Origin of the sequence: Methylobacterium sp. Leaf85, from assembly GCF_001422125.1 — a bacterium.
Taxonomy (GTDB): domain Bacteria; phylum Pseudomonadota; class Alphaproteobacteria; order Rhizobiales; family Beijerinckiaceae; genus Methylobacterium; species Methylobacterium bullatum.
Genome location: NZ_LMME01000002.1, coordinates 53,173 through 74,183, shown reverse-complemented (window position 1 = coordinate 74,183; position 21,011 = coordinate 53,173). Strand labels below are relative to the sequence as shown.

Below are 21,011 nucleotides of genomic sequence, written 5' to 3'. Positions count from 1 at the left end.
CGGAGCCGGATCACTTCCCCACCCATTCGTGCCCGGCCACCAGCGCCTCCACCGAGCGCGTCCAAGTGCCGGGCTGGTCGGTGGAGCCGGTGCCGAGCGCCCGCTGGACCATGACGCTGTCGCTCCAGCGGCCGTACTTGTAGCCCACCGCCGGCAGCAGGCCGACGCGGACGAAGCCGCAGGCTTCGTGCAGCCGCAGGGACGCCTCGTTCTGCGCGTCGATATAGCCGATCATCTGGCGGTAGCCGCCGGCGGCGCAGGCCTCGATCAGCGCGGGCAGCAGGCGCCGGCCGATGCCGGCGTTCAGGTGCTCGTGATGCACGTAGATCGAGTGCTTGAGCGTGTAGCGGTAGGCCGGCCGTTTGCGGAACGGTACGGCATAGGCATAGCCCGCCACTACCCCGTCGCGATCGGCGACGAGGTGGGGCAGACGCTTCTTGCGCATGGCCTTGCGGCGGCGCTTGAGGTCGTCGGGATGGAGCGGATCCTCCTCGAAATCGCCGACATCCCCCACGCCCCGCCGGATATGGTGAGCGTAGATCGCCACCATGGCCGGCACGTCCGGATCCGAGGACGGCCGGATGATCACTTCGGGATCGGAGGCGGTGGGCGGCCCGTCCGGACTCACGGGCGGTTCTCGCGCATGACGTAGGTGTAGAACCGGATCGTCCCGTCGGGATCGACGTTGCGGAACACGCCCTGGATCTCGGCCTCGAAGCCCGGGAACAGGTTCGCCGAGCGTTCGAACATCTTGAAGTAATCCAGCATGGGTTTCGCCCGCTCGTCCAGTCGCTCGCCCGGCAGCACCGTGCCGATGCCCGGCGGGTAGACCAGAAGCAAGGTCGTCGCCACACGGCCCTCGGCTTCCGCGATCGGCACGTAATCGACGTTGTTGCGGGTGAGCTGCTGCACCGCCTCCTTCGGGGTCATCACCATCTCGGGCAGGTGCCCCGGCTCGAACTGCTTGCGCTGGAGCGTGCTGGTGCCGTGCTCGCGGTGGAAGGCGTGGAAATCCGCGCAGAGGTCGCGCAGGCGCACGCCCTTGTAGCGGTTCGGCCGACGCCGGACGAATTCCGGCATGGCATCCTCGAGCGGCACGTTCTCGTCATGCAGGCGCTTGAAGGCCACGAGGCCGGAGATGAGCGTGCCGGCCTTGGAGGATTCGACGCCCGGTGTCAGCAGGAAGAGGAGCGAGTTGAGGTCGTTCTTCTCCGGCACGATCCGGTTTTCACGCAGATACTGGGCGACGATCGGGGCCGGTACGCCATGATCGGCATATTGCCCCGTGCGGCGGTCGAAGCCGGGGGTGAGCACGGTGAGCTTGTTCGGGTCGGTCATGGCGTAGTTCGGCGCCACATGGGTGAAGCCGTGCCAGGCGGCACCGGGGGTCAGCTCCCAGTATTTGGCGTCGCTGGCGAGCTCGTCCGTCGAGACGCTCTCCCACGGCACCTTGCCCTCCGGGCCCTTCACCGTGTCCGGCACGAAGGGGTCGAAGAACCAGCGGCGCAGGGGATCGCCCTCCTTCTCCTCGAATTCGCGGCGGATGGCGCGGACCTTCTTGCGCCATTCGATGCCGAGCCGGATCGTGTCGTCCCACAGGACGACGCCCGAGCGGCCCTTCATCATCTGCGCGCCGACATCCAGCGACGCGAAGAGCGGGTAGAACGGCGAGGTCGAGGCGTGGACGAGGAAGGTCTCGTTGAAGCGCCGGTGCTCGATGCGGCGGGTCTGGCCGCGGATATGGCTGTCCTTGGTGTGAATCTGCGAGGCCTGGGAGAAGCTCGCCAGCTGCTTGTGGGTGGATTGGGTGGCGATGATGCCCGGCGAGGTCTCGTCGAGGCCCTTCAGCCCCATGGCGAAGCGGCCGGCGAAGAGCGGGTGGAACTTCATGAAGCCCGCCCAGGCCTCGTCGAAGAGGATGTAGTCGCAGAGATGCCCGATCTTCTCGAGGATCATCTGCGCGTTGTAGATCGTGCCGTCATAGGTGCACTGCTCCACCACCGCGACGCGGAACGGGCGCTCGCGCTTCCAGGCCTCCTTGTCGGTGACGAGTGGGTTGGTGCGGATCTTCTCGCGGATGGCCGCCTCGTCGAGGGCCTCGTGATACATCGGGCCGATCAGGCCGAAGCAGTTACGGTCGGTCTCCAGGAAGACCGGAACCGCGCCGCCGAGGAACAGGGCGCCGTGGTGGGCCGCCTTGTGGTTGTTGCGGTCGAACAGGACGAGATCGCCCTCGGCCACCAGGGCCGAGAGCACGATCTTGTTGGAGGCCGAGGTGCCGTTGAGGACGAAATAGGTTTTTTCCGCACCGAAGATGACGGCGGCTTCCTTCTGCGCCTTGAGGGCGGGGCCCTCGTGGACGAGGAGATCGCCGAGATCGAGCACGGAATTGTCGAGGTCGTCGCGGAACACCGCCTCGCCGAGATGCTCCACGAAGATGCGCCCGATGGGGGAGCGGTTGTAGAAGATGCCGCCGTTATGGCCGGGGCAGGTCCAGAGCTGGTTGCCCTGCTCTGCGTAATCGACCAGCGCGCCGAAGAAGGGCGTCTTCAGGGTCTCGGCATATTGCTTGACCCGGCTCACGAGGCCGCGGGCGATGTAGTCCGGGGTCTCTTCCGCGAGGAAGATATAGCCGTCGATGAAGTCGAGCACTTCGACGGGGATGTCCTCCAGGCGCTTGCGCCGGACCATGATGACGATGGGCATTTCCAGCCCGCGCTTCCGCATCAGGTTGATGAGGGCGGCGGCCTTGCCGTCGAGGCCGCGCTTGCCCCAATCCACCACCATGCAGCCGATGGCGGCATCGGTCTGGACCGCGATGGCCGCGTCCTCCACGCGGCGGGCGCGGACGACCTCGAAGCCGAGCTTTTCCACCGAGCCTATGATCTGCTGGACGCGCACGCCCTCGAGATCGTCCGGGTCGAAGTTCGGCGCGCACATGAGCACGGTGAAGCGGCGAAAGAAGTCCATGCGGGGGAAGGCTCCGGTGGTCGGATGAATCGAGGGGGGTGTGGGCGCGTTCGCGTTCCGGATCAACCGGGCCGGCCGGCGAGACTGAGCCGGCGGATGACGAGGTAGACGGCGAGCGCCGCGAGCGCGCCGATTCCCAGCGCGAGCAGCGACCCATTGTCGGATTCCGAAAAGAACAGGCCCTTGGTGTTCATGCCGAACACGCCCGTCACCAGGGTGGGCGGCAGGAACAGGGCCGTGAGGATCGACAGGGTGAAGAGCTGGCGGTTGGTGAGCGCGGTGGTGCGGGCGGCGATCTCGTCCTGCAGCAGGCGGCTGCGCTCGGACAGGACATGCATGTCGCGATGGAGGGAATCGAGGCGTTGGACCACCCGCGCGGCCATGGCGCCCACCGCTTCGGGCAATTGATCTCCCTCCGTGCCGGCTTCGTCCTCGAGCCGGTGGAACACCGCCCGCAGCCCGGCGAGCTGCCGGTGGGAGCGCACGGATTGGCGGCGGATCGGTCCCAGGGGCCTCGGGTCGTCCGCCTTGGACTCGTCGAGCATGTCGTCCTCGATGGCGTCGAGGGAGGAGGACAGGCGGTCGGCCGTGGCGATCAGCGCCTCGACGGTGCTGCCGACGAAGCGCTCCAGCAGCTTGGCCGGGCCGGGGACGAGGGCGCCGGACAAGACCGCGTCGCGGGCGGCCACCGCGCAGGACGTGGCGTGGCGGCGGCCGCTGACGAGGAAGCGCGGGCCGAGGATGCAATGGAGACGGCCGTTCGGCTCCTCGCTCGACGAGCCGTCGAAGGCGCGTTCCCGGTCGGCGATGACGAAACCGGCATGGGGGCCGTCCACGACGACGCGCTGATGCTCGTCGCGGGCGAAGGTCGCGGCGGCGAGCCGGGCCGGGCCGAGGCGTCCTTCGAGGATCAGCGCCTCTGTCCGCGCATCGACCAGATCGACATGGAACCAGACGAAGCCGTGATCCGGGTCGTCCAGCGAGGGAATCCCGTCCCCCGGTCCGACCTGGCGTCCCCGTCCCTCCGCGTCGAAGGTGAGGGCGAAGATCAGCCCCGGGAGGGGGGATTCCTCGATGAGAAGGTGCTGCATGGTGCGGTCGCGGCGATCATGGCCGGCAAAATGCCGGCTCACTATCGCGCTGGATCGCAACGCTGGGCGACACTGTGATGACGGAGGGGCACCTCCGCCGATCGATGCTCGGCCTGCGGGTCATGCGATCCGCAAGAGGGGGCGACGACGATTGGCTATCCTCAGCGGGTCACGACGCCCTTATCGGCTTCCTTGACGCTGCCGTCGGCTTCCATGCGGTTCAGGCCCTTGTCCGCTTCCTTGCGAAGCACCTCAGCGAAGGCGGTGGCCTGATGTCCGACGAGAACCTTCATGTCGGCCGGAGCGACGGTCCAGATGACGGCAACGATGAACACCGTCGCGGCCATGCCATAGGCGAAGGTTTCCATGATGCCGAGCCAGCCAAGCAACAACGGGATGCTGCTCACGATCAATCCGATGAAGGAACTTCCGGTCAGAAAATAAACGGAGAAGAAGGTGATGACAGCCAGGCATATGGGCTTGACGAAACGGACGATGAAGCGTTCCATTGCATTTTATCTCCTATTACAGAGTTATTTCAAGAACTTTTCTAAGATGCAATCAGTTGTTTATTACGTATCGACAATGGAATGCGCCTTATAATTCGGTCTATCTCGTTTTCTGACCGCTCAAGTATCTACAAAAATCGTATCGATTCAATAAACGCCGCGTACCAGAAGCTGAGGGAGAGTCCAGCGATTCTCCGGCTTTCGGCGTCGGATGCTGAATTCTACGAATCGAATAAGGAATGTGGTGCCGTTGCCGACGGGGGTCGCCATACTGTCATGCAGCTGTGATTCAAGCGTTCGGATGATTCCCATTCATCAGGAAGGCAATATCATGGACGGCACGCGCGCCGGGACTCGTCCTTTCGATATCGAGGCTATTCGCCGAGAGATGGCGGACGATTTCGATGAAGAGCTCGAGATGGAGCTCGAAGACGAGCGCCTCGAGCAACTCGTTAGCGAAATCGATGCCAGGCCTCGTCTGCCCACCATGGACCGGAAGATCTATTTCCGGGAGCTATTCCGACTGCAACACGAGCTGGTTCGTCTTCAGGATTGGGTGCAGGCCCAGAAACTACGCGTGGTTGTGATCTTCGAGGGGCGGGATTCGGCCGGCAAGGGCGGCGCGATCAAGCGCATCACCCAGCGTCTCAATCCCCGCGTCTGCCGCGTGGCTGCGCTCCCGGCTCCTAACGAGCGCGAGCGTACGCAATGGTACTTCCAGCGCTACGTGGCGCATCTGCCGGCGGGCGGCGAGATCGTGCTGTTCGATCGCTCCTGGTACAATCGGGCCGGCGTCGAGCGCGTGATGGGCTTCTGCACCCCGGACCAGTACGAGGAATTCTTCCAGTCCGCGCCGGAATTCGAGCGCATGCTGGTGCGGTCCGGCATCATCGTGCTGAAATACTGGTTCTCGATCACCGACGAGGAGCAGGAGCTGCGCTTCAACATGCGCATCCACGATCCCCTGAAGCAGTGGAAGCTCTCGCCGATGGACGTGGAGTCCCGTCGCCGCTGGGAGGATTACACCAAGGCGAAGGAAGTGATGCTCGCCCGCACGCATATTCCCGAGGCGCCCTGGTGGGTGGTCGAGGCCGTGGACAAGAAGAAGGCCCGCCTCAACTGCATCAGCCATCTCCTCACGCAAATCCCCTATGGCGACGTGGAGCACCCGCCGGTGCATCTGCCCGAGCGCATGCGCCACGAGGATTATGCCCGCCAGCCGGTGCCGCAGGAGATGTTCGTCCCGGCCCTGTTCTGACCCTGCCGGGGGCGCCGCCCGGCCGGACGCGGTTGCCCAAAGCGGCCGGGATGGGCAAGACCCGTGTCGGACGGGCCGATCCTCGGCCGGTCCGGCTTGGGACCCCCCGCATGAGCGCCACCGACGAGATCCTGTTCGACACCGATGAGGCGGGCATCGCCCGTATCGTTCTCAACCGGCCGCAGGCGCGCAACGCGCTGACCTTCGCGATGTATCAGGGCCTCATCGACCTCTGCGACAGGATCGAGGCGGACGAGCGGATCAAGGTCCTCGTCATCACCGGCGCCGGCGAGAAAGCCTTCGCCGCCGGCACCGACATCGCCCAGTTCCGTGATTTCTCCAGTCCCGAGGATGCCCTCGGCTACGAGCGCTTCATGGACAGGGTCCTGGGCGCGCTCGAGCGTCTGCGCGTGCCCGTCATCGCCGCCGTCGCCGGCGCCTGTACCGGCGGCGGGGCCGCCATCGCCGCCTCCTGCGACCTGCGCATCGCCACCCGTGACGCCCGGTTCGGCTTTCCCATCGCGCGAACGCTCGGCAATTGCCTGTCGATGTCGAACCTGAGGCGCCTGTCCGGCCTCATCGGTCCCGCGCGGGCGAAGGACATGATCTTCACCGCCCGCCTGTTTGGCGCGGAGGAGGCGCTCGCGGCCGGCCTCGTCGGCGAAGTGGTGGAGGATGCCGCTGCCCTCGCCGCCAGGGCGACGGAACTCGCGGCGCAACTCGCCGGCCATGCACCGCTGACCCTGCGGGCCACCAAGGAAGGCCTGCGCCGCCTCGACGCCGAGGCGGAGGCGGAGGGCGAGCGCCCCGGCGATGACCTCATCCTGATGTGCTACACCAGCGCCGATTTCCGCGAGGGCATGGAGGCCTTCCTGGCCAAGCGCCCGCCGAACTGGACCGGCCGGTAAAGCGCTGTTTCGAGCGCCGTTCCGATGCGGATGTGGGCAGCGTGACACACCGGACGGGGAAAGCCGCTGGTCGCCCCGCTGCCTCAGCTCGGTTGCAGCCCTGTCATGCTCGCCGTGATAGAGCGTGAGCGGGGACGGTCGCCCTGGGACATGCTTTTTTTCCGAGGGATGATGCTCCGCTCGTTTCCTCTCGCGGCCGCCGCAGCCCTGTTGTCGGGCCTTGCCGCGTCGGGCGCCCACGCCCAGACCGCCGCCGAGATCGCGGCGCGGCAGGCGCGCCTGGCCCTGGAGGGGCTCGACATCGGCTCGCCGCGCGGCGCCGGCGGCGATCCGCAGACATCGGTGGCGCAGTCGGTGACCTCGGCCAAGCCTTCGGCCAACCTCAACACCTCGATCCAGGACCAGCTCGGCCCCTATGGCGATCCCTACGGCCTGCGCTCGTTCCTGAAGACCAAGGGCATGGAATACAGCCTCACCTATATCGGCGAGACCTTCGGCAATGCGACGGGCGGCGCGCGTCGCGGTGCCATCGTCGAGGGACGCCTCGACGTCCAGTTCGATGCCGACCTCGAAAAGCTTGCGGGCTGGCACGGGGCGGCCTTCCACACCAACCTCTACCTCATCCACGGCACCGGCCTGTCGCGCTACTACGTCAACAATTTCATCACCGTGAGCGCCATCGAGGCGCTGCCCTCCTCCCGGCTCTACGAGCTCTGGTTGGAGCAGAAACTGTTCGACGGCCAGTTCAGCCTCAAGGTCGGTCAGATCGCGGCCGATACCGAGTTCGCCGTGAGCCAGACCGGCACGTTGTTCATCAACTCCACCTTCGGCTGGCCCAACATCATGGCCGAGGTGCTGCCGAGCGGCGGGCCGATCTATCCCCTGGCGGTGCCGGCGATCCGCGCGAAATACGTGCCCAACCAGAACTTTTCCCTTCAGGTCGGCCTCTTCGACGGCGATCCGGCAGGGGCCTACCCCAGCGATCTCGATCCGCAGCGCCGCAACCGCACCGGCACGAACTTCCGCACCGGCGATCCCGCTCTGGTCATCGCGGAGGCCGCCTACGCCTACAACATCGCGCAGGGCGATGTCGGCGATCCCGGCACGGTGACGCTGGGGGGGTGGCACCATTTCGGCCGGTTCGACAGCCAGCGCTTCGACACGGCCGGGCGCTCGCTGGCCGATCCGTCCACCACCGGCATCGCCCGACGCTTCCGGGGCGACAGCGGCCTCTACGGTATCATCGACCAGACCATCTACCGCGAACCCGACGATCCGAACGACGGCGCCAGCGTGTTCCTGCGCGTGTCCGGGGCGCCCTCCGACCGCAACATCGTGGATTTCTACGCCGATGCCGGCATCGCCTATAAGGGCCTCTTCAAGGGACGTTCCGACGACACGATCGGGGTCGCCTTCGCCATCGCGCGGATCTCCGACGCGGCGCGCGGTCTGGACACCGACACGATCCTGCTGGCCGGGACGAACATGCCCCGGCGCAGCAGCGAGGCGGTCCTCGAGGCGACCTATCAGGCCGTGCTCGGACCGGGCGTGACCGTGCAGCCGGACGTTCAGTACGTGTTCCGTCCCAGCGGCGGTGTGCCCAACCCGCGCGACCCCAACGGCGCCCGCATTAAGAACGCCGCCGTGTTCGGCGTGCGGGCGACGGTGCGTTACTGAGAGGCATCGACAGGGCCGATGTGCTCCGGCCGTCCGAAGCCTCGGCACGAGGCGAGGCTGGGATGACGGCTTCGTCTCACGAAGCGCGTGCTCGTCATCGTCATTGACGTCGTCGATATCGGCTATCGATACCATCTGTTTGATGAATGGTGCGCCGCAAAATATATCCCTCTCATGCAACGGGGCATCGGCCCCGGAACACCTGAGGGATCCTCGTCATGACCGTTCGTAGCCTTGTCCTCGCCGCTCTCGCCTCCGCCATCCTGGTCGGTACCGCGACCGCCGACGAGCGCATCACCGTCATCCCCACGCTCTATCGGGAGCAGGCCCGCGTCACGGCTGCCGTGCGTCCGGCCTCCGAGCTGACCACCACGCCGTCCCTGACCCCGCGTGCTCCCGCGACCCGGCGCATCGTCGCCGAGATCGTCGACCCCACGACCCGCTAAGGCGGTTCCCGTGAGCGGGGCCGGAGCAAAGGCGTGCATCAACGCTCCATGGGGTCTGCCCCATGGAGCGTTTTGCGTGTCGAGCCTACCGAATGCTGGTGTTCAGGCGCTGGCCTGACTCACGAACTTCGTCGTCAGATAGGCCTCGATCGCCTCCGAGCCGCCCTCGCTGCCGTAGCCGGAATCCTTGATGCCGCCGAAGGGGGTTTCGGGGAAGGCGAGACCGTGATGATTGATGCCGAGCATGCCGCTCTCGACCCGGGCGGCGATCTCCGTCGCGCGGGTGGCCGAGCGGGTGTAGGCGTAGGCGGCGAGACCATAGGGCAGCCGGTTGGCCTCGGCGAAGGCGGCCTCGTCGTCGGAAAAGCGCTGGACCAGGGCCACGGGGCCGAACGGCTCCTCGTTCATGATCCGCGCGGTGAGCGGGGTCTCGGCGAGCACGGTGGGCTCGAAGAAATGGCCGCGGTTGCCGATGCGCTTGCCGCCGGTGCGGAGTTCCGCGCCCTGCGCCACGGCGTCGGCCACGAGGGATTCCATCGCCTCGCGCCGGCGGGCATGGATCAGCGGCCCCATCTGGGTCTCGGGATCGAGCCCGTCGCCGACCCTGATGCCCTCTGCATGCGCCACGAACCCCTCGACGAAGCGGTCGTAGATGGAATCGTGGATAAGGAAGCGGGTCGGCGCGACGCAGACCTGCCCGGCATTGCGGAATTTGTTGGCGCCGAGCACCGAGACGGCCTTCTCCACATCCGCATCGGCGAAGACCAGGGCGGGGGCGTGGCCACCGAGCTCCATGGTGATGCGCTTCATGTGGCGCCCGGCCAAAGCCGCGAGCTCCTTGCCCACCGGAGTGGAGCCGGTGAACGAGATCTTGGCGATGACCGGATGCGGGATGAGGTAGGACGAGATCTCGGCCGGATCGCCGAAGATCAGGGAGAGCACGTCACCCGGCACCCCGGCATCGAGGAAGGCGCGGACGAGTTCGGCGCAGCTCGCCGGTGTATCCTCCGGCCCTTTCAGGATCACCGAGCAGCCGGTGCAGAGCGCCGCCGACAGCTTGCGGACGGCCTGGTTGATCGGGAAGTTCCAGGGCGTGAAGGCGGCCACGGGACCCACCGGCTCGCGCAGGACCATCTGGGTCACGCCCGGCACGCGGGCGGGGATGATGCGGCCGTAGGCGCGCCTCCCTTCCTCGGCGAACCAGTCGATCACGTCGGCGGCGGCGAGCGTCTCCACCCGCGCCTCGGCCAGCGGCTTGCCCTGTTCCAGCGTCATCGTCCGGGCGATGTCGTCGACGCGCGAACGGAGCAGATCGGCGGCCCGCCGCATCACCTTGGCGCGATCGAAGGCCGCGACCCTGCGCCATTCGGCGAATCCGCGGCGGGCGGACTCCAGGGCACGGTCGAGATCGTTGCGCGACGCCACCGCCACGGTGCCGATGGCGTCGCCGGTGGCGGGGTTGAGGACGGGGATCGTCCGCGCGTCGGAACCGGGCGTCCAGGCTCCTGCGATGTGAAGGGTCACGTCCGTGTCGGTCATCGGCGGCTCACGCTCTCGAAGGAGCATGGGTTGTCCGCCCTTCGCGCCAGCGCCGCAACCCTCCGTGCCGCAACCCTCGGGAGCGGTCTTAGGCGGCGATGCGGACCCGCGCCTCGTCGGCGCCCTTTACCGTCACCGTGCCCCCGCGTGTGGCCTGCAACGTGCCGCCGCGCGGGATCACGATCCAGCCCTCCTTGCAATCGTCGATGGGCTCGGAGACCACCACGAGGCCGGTCTCGGTCTGGCGGTAATAGAGGCTCGGCGGGCGGCCGTCGCAGGCCCAGCGATAAGCCGTCAGGGTCTCGCCGTCGGTGACGACGGAAGTGAAGCGCAGGGCCTCGGTGATTCCGGCCGCCTGCATCAGGTCGCGGACCGTGGAGAGGGTTTCGGCCATGGCGCCGATCGGGTCTTCGGCGAGGCCGTTGGCCAGGGCCAGGAGGAAGATCGCCTCGGAATCGGTGGTGCCGCGCCGTGCTTCGTAGAGAGCGTCCGGGATCAAGGCCTCGATCCGCCGCTTGATGCGATGGTAGCCGCCGATCTGGCCGTTATGCATGAACAGGTGCCGGCCATGGGCGAAGGGATGGCAGTTCGCCCGCGTGGTGGCCGTGCCGGTCGAGGCGCGGACATGGGCGAAGAACATCCGCGCGCGGACCTGCTGGCAGAGGTTGACGAGGTTCTCGTCCGACCAGGCCGGGCAGACGTCGCGATACTGGCCCGGATCGGTCCGTTCGCCGTACCAGCCGATGCCGAAACCGTCGCCGTTGGTCTCCGTCTTCGCCTCGGTGGCGTGCAGCGACTGATGCACCAGCGAGTGCGTCGGGGCGCAGACGAGATCGGTCAGGAAGACCGGATCACCGCTATAGGCGAGAAAGCGGCACATGACTGAGCAACAACCCCCTGTTTCGGCACCCCTCCCCGGATCGGGAAACAGAAACCGTTCCATGATCCAGCTTGACGGTCGTTGAACTGTAACATTCGATCTTTTGCGGTGAACAGATCGTTAATGCATCGCAGCATGCCTGAACCTTGTGCGTCTGCGCGGACGATGCGCAGGCGTGCCCGATTTCGTGCATGCCGGTATCGTAGACGGCCACCATGCCCGCTTTGAGGCGGTTCCCTATCTTTCATTGCGGGAGGCGCATGGCCGTGGCGGCGCATCGTACCCTTGCCGATCCCGGCCCGGCGGCGCAGCCTCGGCATCATCGAATCATCGACCGGGCGCAGGACGCCCCGCAGGGCCGGCATCGTGCCTGGCCTCATTCCTTGGAAAGTGACCTCATGGATCGCACAACCCGCTCGACCGATGGCGCTGCATCACGAGCTCAGATCGATGGCCCCGTCGCCCTGGTGGTGGAGGACGATGCGGCGGTCCGCGACCTCGCCACCGCCATCCTCGAAGAAACCGATCTCGACGTCATCGCCTGTGACAGCGCCGAGGCGGCCATCGGCGTCCTGGAGCGCAAGGGACTGAACGTCGCCCTGCTCTTCGCCGATGTGCGCCTCGGCGGGGCCATGGACGGTATCGCCCTGGCGCGGACGGTGGAACGGCGCTGGCCCGACGTGCGGATGGTCCTGACCTCGGGCTACGACGAGCGCGGTACCGGCCGCCTGCCCGAACAGGCGGTCTACATGCAGAAGCCCTGGCGCGCCCTCGACGTGCTGGTGGAGGCGGAACACGCGTCCGCTGCCGTGGGCATCGCCTGAAACGACACGACGCCCGCGCCGCTTCCGCGGCCGGGCGTCGTGTGAGAGCGAAGGAGGGCCGGTGCGAGACCGGCCGCTCGGCCTTACGAGGCGACGTTGGTCGAGGGAGCGGCGCTCGGAGCGAACGGCGAACCACCCGGACGACGCGGCGCACCGGCGCCGAAACGGGGCTTCGGCTTCGGAGCGGCGATCAGGCCCTCACGGATGGCGGTCTTGCGGGCCTGCTTGCGGGCGCGGCGGACGGCCTCAGCCTTCTCGCGTGCCTTGCGCACGGAGGGCTTCTCGTAGGCCTTGCGCTGCTTCATCTCGCGGAAGATGCCCTCGCGCTGCATCTTCTTCTTGAGAACACGGAGTGCCTGGTCGACGTTGTTATCGCGAACGAGTACCTGCAACGGACTTGATCCTTTAGAGACATATGTTTGTCGGACGGCGCCCTCTCCGAACGCCCCCGCCTGTCCGACGAGGGCAAACCGCCAATAGCCCCATACCCTGGATCGCTCCAGGGAGGGACCTGTGTGTGACGGTCTCGAATCGACGCTGAAAACTCACTTGGGGCAGGCTCATACACCAAGCGGACACGAGTTCCAACCGCTCTCGGTTAAATCCTGAGCCGGACCCGCATCCTCATGCGTGCGACTGGATGAAGTTGCGCACGAGCGGGTAGGTCTGCCCCTCCCACTTGCGGCCGGTGAAGACGCCGTAATGGCCGACGCCCGCCTGGAGGTGGTGGCTCTTCATGTGCGGGGGCAGGCTGCTGCACAGATCGTGCGCCGCCATGGTCTGGCCGACGGCGCAGATGTCGTCGCGCTCGCCCTCCACGGTCATCAGCGCGGTCCTGCGGATGGAGCGCATGTCGATGGGGTTGCCGCGATAGGTCAGCTCGTTCTTGGCGAGGGTGTAATCCTGGAACACCGTCTGGACCGTCTCGATGTAGAACTCGGCCGCGAGGTCGAGGACGGCGAAATACTCGTCGTAGAAGGTCTCGATCTGGTTGGCCTTGTCGGTCTCGCCGTTGGCGAAGTGCCAGAACAGGTCGGCATGGCTCTGCTGGTGGCGCTTGGCATTCATCGAGACGAAGGCCGAGACCTGCATGAAGCCGGGATAGACCCGTCGGCCCGCCCCCGCATGGCGCTTGGGCACGGTGGCGATGAGATTCTTCTCGAACCACGCGATCGGCTTCGAGGTGGCGAGCTTGTTCACCGAGGTGGGGCTGATCCGGCAATCCACCGGCCCGGCCATGAGCGTCATGCTGCGCGGCGGCGCGATGTCCTTCGACTGGGCCATGACGGCGGCGGCGGCGAGCGCCTGGACGGCCGGCTGGCAGACCGCAACGACGTGAGAGCCCTCGCCCATCGCGCCGAGGAACTGCACCAGGTGATCCACGTAATCGTCGAACCCGAACGGGCCGTCGGCCAAGGGCACGTCGCGGGCATTGTGCCAGTCGGTGATGTAGACGTCGTGGTCGGCGAGCAGGGTGCGCACCGTGCCGCGCAGCAGGGTGGCGAAATGGCCCGAGAGCGGCGCCACCACGAGCACCTTGGGCTGCTCGGTATCGATGTCCTTCCTGAAGCGCAGCAGCGTCCCGAACGGCGTCGAGAACGTCGCCTCCTCGGTGACCGGAACCTCGCGGTTGCCGACCCGGATGCTGTCGATGCCGAAAGCGGGGCGGGCGAAGGTCAGCCCGGCGCGCATCATCATCCGGGCGCCAGCCGACCACCAGTTCATCGGAGCCGCGTTCCCCGAACCGACCCAGGGCGATACGGCATCGTGGACGAGCTTGCCCCAGGAGCGGGTGCGCTGGGCGAGGTCGGACTGCACTTCGAAGGCATCGTAGAGCATGACGCTCGAACTCCTGCGCGAACGATCGGATAGCGAACCATTCGCTGTGTCGTTCACGGCCGCCGGATCGTCTCCGGACGGTCGTTCACGGCCCGCTAGGCTGAGCCACGGTTGCGCACAACGCAATCGGCCCACAATACGATCTGTAATAAATGTTGTGAGAATGCACCACTGTCCCATCCTCGTAACAGGAAAGGATTATCTCTTGGGGCGGGTGGTGGCTCGGCGCGGCACGAGACTTGGATGTCCCCAGCCATCCCGGGCCGAGAACTCCATGGACATTCGGGGATAACGACAACAGGGGATGGACATGCCGGTCGCCACGCTCACGATCTCGAGCCGGAACTACTCCTCGTGGTCGCTGCGGGGATGGCTGGTCTGCCGCATGGCCGGGCTCGACTTCGAGACCGAAGTCCTGTCCGGCGACGACGCATCCACGCGGGCCGAGCTCCTGCATCTGTCGCCGTCCTTCCTCGTGCCCCGCCTCGTCCATGGCGAGATCGAGGTCTGGGACACCCTGGCCCTCTCCCAGTATCTCAACGAGACCTATCCCGATGCGGGCTTCCTGCCGAAGGATCCCGTGGCCCGGGCGCGCTGCCGCTCGATCTCGGGCGAAATGCATGGCGGGTTCATCAACCTGCGCTCGGCGCTGCCGATGAATCTCCGGGCCCGTCACACCGATTTCAAGATCTTCAACGGAGCCCGGGGCGATATCGAGCGGATCATCACGATCGTCGAGGATTGCCTGTCGCGCTACGACGGCCCGTTCCTGTTCGGCACGCGCCCGAGCCTGGCCGATGCCATGTTCGCGCCGGTCTGCACCCGGTTCCAGACCTATGACGTCCCGCTGCCGCGCAAGGTCGCCGCCTATCGCGACACCATCCTCGCCTGGCCGCTGATGGTGGAGTGGACCGAGGCCGCCGCCGCCGAGCCCGACGAGATCGAAGAACTCGACATGGAGTTCTGAGGGGCCGGCCCCCCGGCCGACAATCCGAAATGTCCGGATGCGAAAATCATGGGGCGACCGGTGCTGCGGCCCCGTGGTTCGGTATCGGGGCCGCGCGCGGCGGCGTTGCTTGAGCGACGGCGAGGGGCAGGTCGACGCGGGCCACGAGGCCGCGGGGCGCCTTGTTCGACAGGCTGAGTCGTCCGCCATGCCCCTCCACGATGGCGAGCACGATCGAGAGGCCGAGGCCGAAACCGCTGGCCTCGTCGAGATTCCGAGTCCGGTCCCCGCGCACGAAGGGCTGCACCATGGCGTCGCGCTCGGCCTCGGGAATGCCGGGGCCGTCGTCGGACACTTCCAGCGCCACGCCCTGTTCGGATGGATGAATCGTCAGGCGTGCCGAGCCGCCATACTTCACCGCATTGTCGACGAGGTTGACGATGGCCCGCTGCAGATCGTCCGCCCGGCCGCGCACGAGGACGTGGCGCGTCTGTTCCAGGCACACGTCGGCGCCCACATCGGTGAAGCCGTCGCATACGGTCTGGACCAGAGAGGCGAGGTCGACGAGGCTGTGTGCGCCGCCCGCCTGGCCGTCCCGGATGAAGGACAGGGCGGCTTCCACCAATCCGTTCATCTGGTCGAGGTCGCGCAGGGTCATGGTGCGGGCGTGGTCGTCCTCGATGAACTCGGCCCGCAGGCGCAGGCGGGTGATCGGCGTCCGCAGGTCGTGGCTGATCGCCGCCAGCATCTGGGTTCGGTCGTCGATCAGTCGGCGGACGCGCCCGCGCATGGTGTCGAGGGCGCGCGAGACCGCCGCCACCTCCTTCGGCCCGTTCCGGGGCAGGGCCACGAGGTTCATGCCCGTGCCGAAGGCGTCGGCGGCCTCGGCGAGCTTCGCCAGCGGGGCGGTCAGGGCCCGCGTCGCCCAGATCGACATGAGGGACAGGGTGATGCCGAGGAGGACGAAGGTGAAGACGATCGGGCCGGGGCCGAAAGGCGGTCGGTCGTCGTCCGGCAGGGTGGCCCGCAGGCTCGCCCCCGAGGGCGTCAGGATGCCGATGCGGGTGCCGCCCCCCGGCTCCTTCCGGCCCGGCGGGGACAGATCGGTGATGGTGAGCGGCCGGCCGAACCCCTCGCGCATGCGCTTGACCATGGGATGGTCGGGCCGCTCGCTCCGCGTGCTGGCGGACGGAGGTTCCGGCGAGGCCGGGGCCGTTTCGATCTGCAGCGAGGGCAGGCTGCGTGCCGCGTCCTGCAGCAAGCGCAGCCGATCCCCCGGCGGAGCGGCATCGAGCAGGCGGACAATGGTGGCCAGCCGGGTCGCGGCCACGCCCGGATGATTGTCCGGGTTCCAAGGTTCGCGCAGCAGGAAGAAGGCGAGGGTCGCCACCGCATGGCTGACGACGATGGCGGCCACGCTGAGGACCGCGATCTGGCCGGCGATGCTGCGCGGCGGGGTGCCGACGAGGCGGCGCCAGCGGTCCTTCCCCTCGGTGCTCACGAGCGCGTCACCGCCGGCGTGAACAGGTAGCCGCCCGAGCGGATGGTGCGGATGATCTCGGGATTGCGCGGATCGGCCTCGATCTTCTGCCGGATGCGGCTGATGAGGACGTCGATGCTGCGCTCGAACGGGCCGGCGGCGCGCCCCTGCGTCAGGTCGAGGAGCTGATCGCGCGAGAGCACCCGGCCGGGCCTGAGGCAGAGCGCGTGGAGCAGGTCGAACTCCGCGCCCGTAATGGTGATGCGGGCCTCCTCCGGACTGAGGAGCTGGCGCAGGGAGACGTCGAGGGTCCAGTCGAGGAAGCACAGCCGGCGGGCGCCGTCGTCGCCGGCGGCCTCCGTGGTCGCACCCCGCCGCAGGATCGCGCGGATGCGGGCGAGGAGCTCGCGCGGGTTGAAGGGCTTGGCGAGGTAATCGTCCGCGCCGATCTCGAGGCCGACGATCCGGTCGATCTCCTCGGCCTTGGCGGTGAGCATCAAGATCGGGATCGAGGACCCGGCCCGCAGGCGCCGGCACAGGCTCAACCCGTCCTCGCCCGGCAGCATCAGGTCGAGGACGATGAGGTCGACGCGCGCATCCGCCAGTGCCTTGTCCATCTCGCGCCCATCCCCGGCGAGACTCACCCGGCACTCGTTGGCGCGAAGATAGCGCGCCACCAGGGCGCTGATCTCGCGGTCGTCCTCAACCACGAGGATATGGGGCGTGGCGGAATTCGTCTGCGTCATGTCTCGTCCATCCGGTGGCCGTTTATGACGCCTCGGCGGAGGGATTCGAAGGGGATCGCAAGAGCAGAATTGTAAACGTCTGTTTCGGGCCACTTTGATAGATATGCTCGGCAAACTTCGCTCGCAAGAAAGATGTCTCCATTAGGCGCCTCTGGGTCGCGCCTCAATTTAAACTTATTTCTTATTGCAAAAAGCACCCAAACGAGCGCGAGCGGTTAAATGGCAAGAACTCCAAAGTTCTGTCTTGATGTTTGCTTTATGATTGCTCTTCACCGTTGAGAATTTTGTGGAGGTCCGCATTCATTGCCAAGATTCCTCCATCGGCGAGATGTTGTAATTCGACGAAATTAGCTCTTTCGAATATCGACCAAATATTGCGCTGGGCACGTGAAAGCCAGATCTGGATCGCCAGAAGTCGGCGCGTCATGTAAGCACAATCTTCCTCGTCTAAATCCCCGGGCCATGCACCTTCATGGAAAAGACGGTGAACAAAATAGTCCCGCTTGTCCTTAATCCATTTCAGGTATCTAATATCGTCAGCATTGATCCCGTTGGAATCTAGTATCTTGATAAGATTTCCGAGCGTAGATCCCTGTAGTAACTCTTTCTTGGCTAGGGACTTTTCCCAGCGTTCAGCGTCGGCGCCAAGCTCTTTCTTTAGCTTGATGCGATCGCACATGTGCATCGCAGTGATTAACATATCTTCGAATCGACCAATTGCAAGATAGGTGCCTGCCATCTCTTGGCAATATCGAAAGCAAGCGAAATCTAGATTCGACATGTTCTCAATAATTTTTATATGATCAGATTTAGTAAGATTTGGAGAAAACATTTTATATCTTGCTCTCAATGGATTATTGCTGAGTTAGCGTGATTCGGAAATTCAGTAATTTGCTATGAGTAAAAATTTAAATATAATAAGGGCCACGATTTGAGTAGTTTCTATCTCGACTTGAGATTTCTACTGCCGCCTGCGAAACCCGAAATACCCGCCATCAGCGTCGTAGAGCACGTCGAAACCGTTAAGGAAGCGCAGGCCCGTGTTCACGAAGGGCTCCGGGCGACGGGTGTTGAGGGTCACCTTGCCCGGCGAGAGCGGGGTATTTTCACCCACGACGATGTCGTAGGCCGCCGCCGGTGCGGAGCCTCGTCCGGGGAAGGTGAAGCCGAGGCGGGTGCCGGGCAGGAACTGGTTCCGGCCGTCGTCATCGGTGGCGACGGCGCCGTCCACGGCCTCTCCTGGCAAGGTCAGGTACATCACCGACACGCCGGTATCGACGAGCGCGCGACCGCAGGCGCCGGGGGCTTGCCCGTTCACCGCTATACAGACGGGCACGCCCTGCCATTCACCGGGAATGTCGGGGTGCGGATCGAGCTTCACGAAGCGGATGTCGCCGCGCGTATTGGCTCCGGTGAGGCCCGCATGGATTCCCGCCCGCGTCACCACGTAGCCGCGCCGTGCGGGGCTCCTGCCCTCGGGCGCAAGGTTGAGGAGCGGGTTGGTGTCGGGCGTGCTTTGGCTCTGCGAGTCCCCCTCCCGTCCGAAGCCGACGCCCAACATCGCCACGTGGCCGGGCATCGTTTCCGGCGTGCAGGCACGGGCAGTGTCCGTGCACGCGATCTCGGTGACCGCCAGGACGGGGAGCGGCGTGGTGGTCACGCTGGCCCCGTTGCCGCCGACGAGCGTGACCGGTAGCGTCACCCAGCGCCCGATCATGATCCGCCCGGAACTGCTGTAGGTCAGCCGCCCCGGCCGCGAGGGCATCGAGTCGAAGCCGGGGATGCGGCTCGCCGAGACGACGATGCCGGTGGAGCCGGTATCCATGAGCACTGGGCGCACCTCTCCCCCGAAGGACAGGCCGAGGCGCGGCGAGCGCGTCATCTCGGCGCCATCCTCCGCCGCGTCGAGATAGGAAAGATACGTTCCCTGGCGGAAGCCGTCGTAATCCGGCCTGTCGGCGGCATGGGTCGGGTACGCGGCGAGGCTCAAGGCGGCGATCCCGAATGCGAGTGCGACAGGCGAGGCGATCCTCGATTCCCCGGCCCTCTTATGCGCGATGCCGACGCGATATCCGCGGCCCCTGTTCATCATCCGCCCCTCCCGGGCGACGAAGATGCGGCAGCGGGGCCGACCCGATCCTCGTCACTCCATCCGTCCTGCGGTCGAGCTTGGCAGATCGGCGCTTAAGGGACGCTTACGCGAAGGCGGCGACGGCCCGGGCCACCGAGGCGATGGTGGCGCTGCGGGCCTCCGACGACGTCCTCGCCCCGGTCAGGTAGACCGTCAGAACGAGGGGAGGCCGGCGCGGCGGCCAGATCACGGCGACGTCGTTGGCGGTGTCGTTCTCCCCCGATCCGGTCTTGTCGCCGATGCGCCAGTCCTTCGGAAGGCCGGCGCGCAACCGCGCATCGCCGGTGCGGCAGCCGACGAGCCAGGCGGTGAGCAGGGCGCGCGAGGCAGGCGACAGCGCGTCCGCCAGGACGAGGTGCCGGAGCGTCTCCGCCATGGCCCGCGGCGTGGTGGTGTCGCGGGGATCGCCGGGGGCGGCCTCGTTCAGGTCCGGCTCGGTACGGTCGAGCCGGGTCGTCGCATCGCCGAAACGACGGATATGACCGGTGAGCCCGGCCGGGCCACCCATCGTCCCGAGGAGGAGGTTCGCGGCGGTGTTGTCGCTGAGCGTGACGGCCGCTTCGCAGAGTTCGGCGATGGTCATGCCCTCGCCCCCCGCCCTCGGCCCGCTCACGGGCGAATACGGCACGACCTCGCGCAGTTCGTAGCGCAGGCGCCGGTCGAGGCCGTCCTCGCCCCGGTCCACCCGCGCCAGCGCCGCGCCGGCGGCGAGGACCTTGAACGTGCTGCACAGGGGGAAACGCTCGTCCCCGCGATGCGCCGCATGGGCGCCGCTGCCGGTATCGAGAAGGCCGATCCCGAGCCGCCCGCCGCTCGCCTCCTCGATCCGTGCGAACCGGTCGGCGAGATCCCGGCGGAACGCCCTCTCAGCCAGGGCGGGGCCTCCCGCGCCGAACCAGTTCCCCGCGGCCCAGGCGGCCGCGCCGAGGGTGAATTCGCGTCGCCTGATCATGCTCGTCCTCGCCGGGGATCGGTCTTCGATTGAAGCGGAGCGTCGCCGAGCAAGGCGGCGGCTTTGCGGTGTCATCCTGGCCGGCGGAATGGAGCTTCGGCTTGTCCGGCCGTCGATTCCTCGTCTCCGGGGCGGGGGATCGGATTGCCTCGCGGGCCGTCGATTCTTATCTCCTCCTCTCAGGTGCCGGCGCGATGTCCGACGCGGGCCTCGATCTCGGGAGACGACGATGCAAGGCTCTAAGGACGGCGCGGGCCGCGGTTCGAACCGGTTGTTCGACGATTTCGCCCGGTTGATGACCGACGCCGCCGGGGCGGCGCAGGGGGTGAAGCGCGAGGCGGAGACGGTGTTCAAGGCGCAGGTGGAGCGCCTTATCCGCGACATGGACATCGCGTCGCGCGAGGAGGTGGACGTCCTGCGCGATCTCGTCTCGGCGCTGCGCAGCCAGAACGATGCCCTCGCCGCTCGCGTCTCGGTGCTGGAAGGCCGTCAGGGTGCGCAGGATACGCCGCCTGCGCCCGCCACGCCGGTCTGATTCGGGCGCGCCGCTCGGGTTCAAGCTTGTGCACAGGAAGGAATGGTGGAAATCCGCTTTCCTGTTCACCGCTTCTCCCGAGCGCTTTGAAACGCGAGTCCGCCACGGTCTATAGTGAGTGAAGCACTGATTCGCTTCGCCCCCGGACCCGACCTTCGACCCTTCAACTTCTTGCCGAACAAGCTCTGCCTTGCCTATGCGGGGATTCAGCTTGGGAACGGCGACTCGTGAGCGGGATCGATTGTCGTTCACCATTATCGGCGCCCCTCCCGGGACGCCA

At 66.5% G+C, this 21,011-nt stretch carries 20 protein-coding genes; 7 read left to right on the top strand and 13 right to left on the bottom strand.

Annotation, left to right across the window (positions count from 1 at the left end; translation table 11 throughout):
- Positions 1 to 10 precede the first annotated feature (10 nt).
- The 4 genes from ASF08_RS02890 to ASF08_RS02875 form a co-directional block, all read right to left on the bottom strand.
- Positions 11 to 628: a GNAT family N-acetyltransferase gene (locus tag ASF08_RS02890; RefSeq protein ID WP_018045531.1), complete on the bottom strand. Its 618-nt coding sequence runs from the start codon at positions 626 to 628 to the stop codon at positions 11 to 13.
- Positions 625 to 2,970 (bottom strand): Orn/Lys/Arg decarboxylase N-terminal domain-containing protein, encoded by a 2,346-nt coding sequence (locus ASF08_RS02885; protein WP_018045530.1) that lies wholly within the window; start codon positions 2,968 to 2,970, stop codon positions 625 to 627. The genes ASF08_RS02890 and ASF08_RS02885 overlap by 4 nt, the downstream gene beginning before the upstream one ends.
- A gap of 62 nt (positions 2,971 to 3,032) precedes the next feature.
- Positions 3,033 to 4,061 (bottom strand): CorA family divalent cation transporter, encoded by a 1,029-nt coding sequence (locus ASF08_RS02880; protein WP_056141346.1) that lies wholly within the window; start codon positions 4,059 to 4,061, stop codon positions 3,033 to 3,035.
- Positions 4,062 to 4,222: 161 nt separating this feature from the next.
- Entirely contained in the window at positions 4,223 to 4,570 is a 348-nt protein-coding gene (locus tag ASF08_RS02875) for a hypothetical protein (protein WP_018045528.1), read from the bottom strand.
- A gap of 331 nt (positions 4,571 to 4,901) precedes the next feature.
- Here ASF08_RS02875 and ppk2 point away from each other — a divergent pair, with 331 nt between their 5' ends.
- The 4 genes from ppk2 (at position 4,902) to ASF08_RS02855 (ending at position 8,859) form a co-directional block, all read left to right on the top strand.
- On the top strand, positions 4,902 to 5,828 hold the full coding sequence (gene ppk2, locus ASF08_RS02870; protein ID WP_026176236.1) for a polyphosphate kinase 2: 927 nt from the start codon (positions 4,902 to 4,904) through the stop codon (positions 5,826 to 5,828).
- A 110-nt stretch (positions 5,829 to 5,938) separates the two neighbouring features.
- On the top strand, positions 5,939 to 6,736 hold the full coding sequence (locus ASF08_RS02865; protein WP_056141082.1) for an enoyl-CoA hydratase/isomerase family protein: 798 nt from the start codon (positions 5,939 to 5,941) through the stop codon (positions 6,734 to 6,736).
- A 168-nt stretch (positions 6,737 to 6,904) separates the two neighbouring features.
- Positions 6,905 to 8,413 carry a carbohydrate porin gene (locus tag ASF08_RS02860; RefSeq protein ID WP_156629435.1) on the top strand — a complete coding sequence of 503 codons (1,509 nt, stop codon included), beginning with the start codon at positions 6,905 to 6,907 and terminating at the stop codon, positions 8,411 to 8,413.
- A gap of 218 nt (positions 8,414 to 8,631) precedes the next feature.
- Positions 8,632 to 8,859, top strand: a complete 228-nt coding sequence (locus ASF08_RS02855; protein ID WP_056141069.1) for a hypothetical protein — start codon at positions 8,632 to 8,634, stop codon at positions 8,857 to 8,859.
- A gap of 102 nt (positions 8,860 to 8,961) precedes the next feature.
- Here ASF08_RS02855 and ASF08_RS02850 read toward each other — a convergent pair whose 3' ends face one another.
- Both ASF08_RS02850 and ASF08_RS02845 read right to left on the bottom strand, forming a co-directional pair.
- A complete protein-coding gene (locus tag ASF08_RS02850) occupies positions 8,962 to 10,398 on the bottom strand; it encodes an NAD-dependent succinate-semialdehyde dehydrogenase (protein WP_056141066.1) in 1,437 nt (478 codons plus the stop codon).
- An 88-nt stretch (positions 10,399 to 10,486) separates the two neighbouring features.
- Positions 10,487 to 11,278, bottom strand: a complete 792-nt coding sequence (locus tag ASF08_RS02845; protein WP_018045521.1) for a class II glutamine amidotransferase — start codon at positions 11,276 to 11,278, stop codon at positions 10,487 to 10,489.
- A 398-nt stretch (positions 11,279 to 11,676) separates the two neighbouring features.
- On the opposite strand from ASF08_RS02845, the gene ASF08_RS02840 reads away from it, so the two are divergent.
- Positions 11,677 to 12,102, top strand: coding sequence for a response regulator (locus tag ASF08_RS02840; RefSeq protein ID WP_056141340.1), 426 nt, complete (start codon positions 11,677 to 11,679; stop codon positions 12,100 to 12,102).
- Positions 12,103 to 12,185: 83 nt separating this feature from the next.
- On the opposite strand, the gene rpsU is transcribed toward ASF08_RS02840, so the two are convergent.
- The gene (gene rpsU, locus ASF08_RS02835; protein WP_018045519.1) at positions 12,186 to 12,494 is read right to left on the bottom strand and encodes a 30S ribosomal protein S21; all 309 of its coding nucleotides are present in this window, start codon (positions 12,492 to 12,494) and stop codon (positions 12,186 to 12,188) included.
- Between the two features lie 232 nt (positions 12,495 to 12,726).
- Positions 12,727 to 13,941: a polyhydroxyalkanoate depolymerase gene (locus ASF08_RS02830; protein ID WP_056141063.1), complete on the bottom strand. Its 1,215-nt coding sequence runs from the start codon at positions 13,939 to 13,941 to the stop codon at positions 12,727 to 12,729.
- Between the two features lie 310 nt (positions 13,942 to 14,251).
- On the opposite strand from ASF08_RS02830, the gene ASF08_RS02825 reads away from it, so the two are divergent.
- The gene (locus ASF08_RS02825) at positions 14,252 to 14,908 is read left to right on the top strand and encodes a glutathione S-transferase family protein (RefSeq protein ID WP_056141336.1); all 657 of its coding nucleotides are present in this window, start codon (positions 14,252 to 14,254) and stop codon (positions 14,906 to 14,908) included.
- A gap of 46 nt (positions 14,909 to 14,954) precedes the next feature.
- On the opposite strand, the gene ASF08_RS02820 is transcribed toward ASF08_RS02825, so the two are convergent.
- The 5 genes from ASF08_RS02820 to bla form a co-directional block, all read right to left on the bottom strand.
- A complete protein-coding gene (locus ASF08_RS02820; protein WP_056141059.1) occupies positions 14,955 to 16,388 on the bottom strand; it encodes an ATP-binding protein in 1,434 nt (477 codons plus the stop codon).
- Positions 16,385 to 17,113: a response regulator gene (locus tag ASF08_RS02815; RefSeq protein WP_018045515.1), complete on the bottom strand. Its 729-nt coding sequence runs from the start codon at positions 17,111 to 17,113 to the stop codon at positions 16,385 to 16,387. The genes ASF08_RS02820 and ASF08_RS02815 overlap by 4 nt, the downstream gene beginning before the upstream one ends.
- A gap of 256 nt (positions 17,114 to 17,369) precedes the next feature.
- A complete protein-coding gene (locus tag ASF08_RS02810) occupies positions 17,370 to 17,852 on the bottom strand; it encodes a hypothetical protein (protein ID WP_056141056.1) in 483 nt (160 codons plus the stop codon).
- Positions 17,853 to 18,074: 222 nt separating this feature from the next.
- Positions 18,075 to 19,103, bottom strand: a complete 1,029-nt coding sequence (locus ASF08_RS02805) for a hypothetical protein (RefSeq protein ID WP_338011734.1) — start codon at positions 19,101 to 19,103, stop codon at positions 18,075 to 18,077.
- Positions 19,104 to 19,308: 205 nt separating this feature from the next.
- Positions 19,309 to 20,196 carry a class A beta-lactamase gene (bla, locus tag ASF08_RS02800; RefSeq protein WP_156629429.1) on the bottom strand — a complete coding sequence of 296 codons (888 nt, stop codon included), beginning with the start codon at positions 20,194 to 20,196 and terminating at the stop codon, positions 19,309 to 19,311.
- 229 nt (positions 20,197 to 20,425) lie between these two features.
- Here bla and ASF08_RS02795 point away from each other — a divergent pair, with 229 nt between their 5' ends.
- On the top strand, positions 20,426 to 20,731 hold the full coding sequence (locus ASF08_RS02795; protein WP_018045512.1) for an accessory factor UbiK family protein: 306 nt from the start codon (positions 20,426 to 20,428) through the stop codon (positions 20,729 to 20,731).
- Positions 20,732 to 21,011: the final 280 nt, after the last annotated feature.

Excerpts from the sequence above, each read along its gene's own strand:
- ASF08_RS02885 (WP_018045530.1), bottom strand. The coding sequence starts at position 2,970 with ATGGACTTCTTTCGCCGCTTCACCGTGCTCATGTGCGCGCCGAACTTC.
- ASF08_RS02880 (WP_056141346.1), bottom strand. The coding sequence starts at position 4,061 with ATGCAGCACCTTCTCATCGAGGAATCCCCCCTCCCGGGGCTGATCTTC.
- ASF08_RS02875 (WP_018045528.1), bottom strand. The coding sequence starts at position 4,570 with ATGGAACGCTTCATCGTCCGTTTCGTCAAGCCCATATGCCTGGCTGTC.
- ppk2 (WP_026176236.1), top strand. The coding sequence starts at position 4,902 with ATGGACGGCACGCGCGCCGGGACTCGTCCTTTCGATATCGAGGCTATT.
- ASF08_RS02865 (WP_056141082.1), top strand. The coding sequence starts at position 5,939 with ATGAGCGCCACCGACGAGATCCTGTTCGACACCGATGAGGCGGGCATC.
- ASF08_RS02860 (WP_156629435.1), top strand. The coding sequence starts at position 6,905 with ATGATGCTCCGCTCGTTTCCTCTCGCGGCCGCCGCAGCCCTGTTGTCG.
- ASF08_RS02855 (WP_056141069.1), top strand. The coding sequence starts at position 8,632 with ATGACCGTTCGTAGCCTTGTCCTCGCCGCTCTCGCCTCCGCCATCCTG.
- ASF08_RS02850 (WP_056141066.1), bottom strand. The coding sequence starts at position 10,398 with ATGACCGACACGGACGTGACCCTTCACATCGCAGGAGCCTGGACGCCC.
- ASF08_RS02845 (WP_018045521.1), bottom strand. The coding sequence starts at position 11,278 with ATGTGCCGCTTTCTCGCCTATAGCGGTGATCCGGTCTTCCTGACCGAT.
- ASF08_RS02840 (WP_056141340.1), top strand. The coding sequence starts at position 11,677 with ATGGATCGCACAACCCGCTCGACCGATGGCGCTGCATCACGAGCTCAG.
- ASF08_RS02830 (WP_056141063.1), bottom strand. The coding sequence starts at position 13,941 with ATGCTCTACGATGCCTTCGAAGTGCAGTCCGACCTCGCCCAGCGCACC.
- ASF08_RS02825 (WP_056141336.1), top strand. The coding sequence starts at position 14,252 with ATGCCGGTCGCCACGCTCACGATCTCGAGCCGGAACTACTCCTCGTGG.
- ASF08_RS02815 (WP_018045515.1), bottom strand. The coding sequence starts at position 17,113 with ATGACGCAGACGAATTCCGCCACGCCCCATATCCTCGTGGTTGAGGAC.
- ASF08_RS02810 (WP_056141056.1), bottom strand. The coding sequence starts at position 17,852 with ATGGCAGGCACCTATCTTGCAATTGGTCGATTCGAAGATATGTTAATC.
- bla (WP_156629429.1), bottom strand. The coding sequence starts at position 20,196 with ATGATCAGGCGACGCGAATTCACCCTCGGCGCGGCCGCCTGGGCCGCG.
- ASF08_RS02795 (WP_018045512.1), top strand. The coding sequence starts at position 20,426 with ATGCAAGGCTCTAAGGACGGCGCGGGCCGCGGTTCGAACCGGTTGTTC.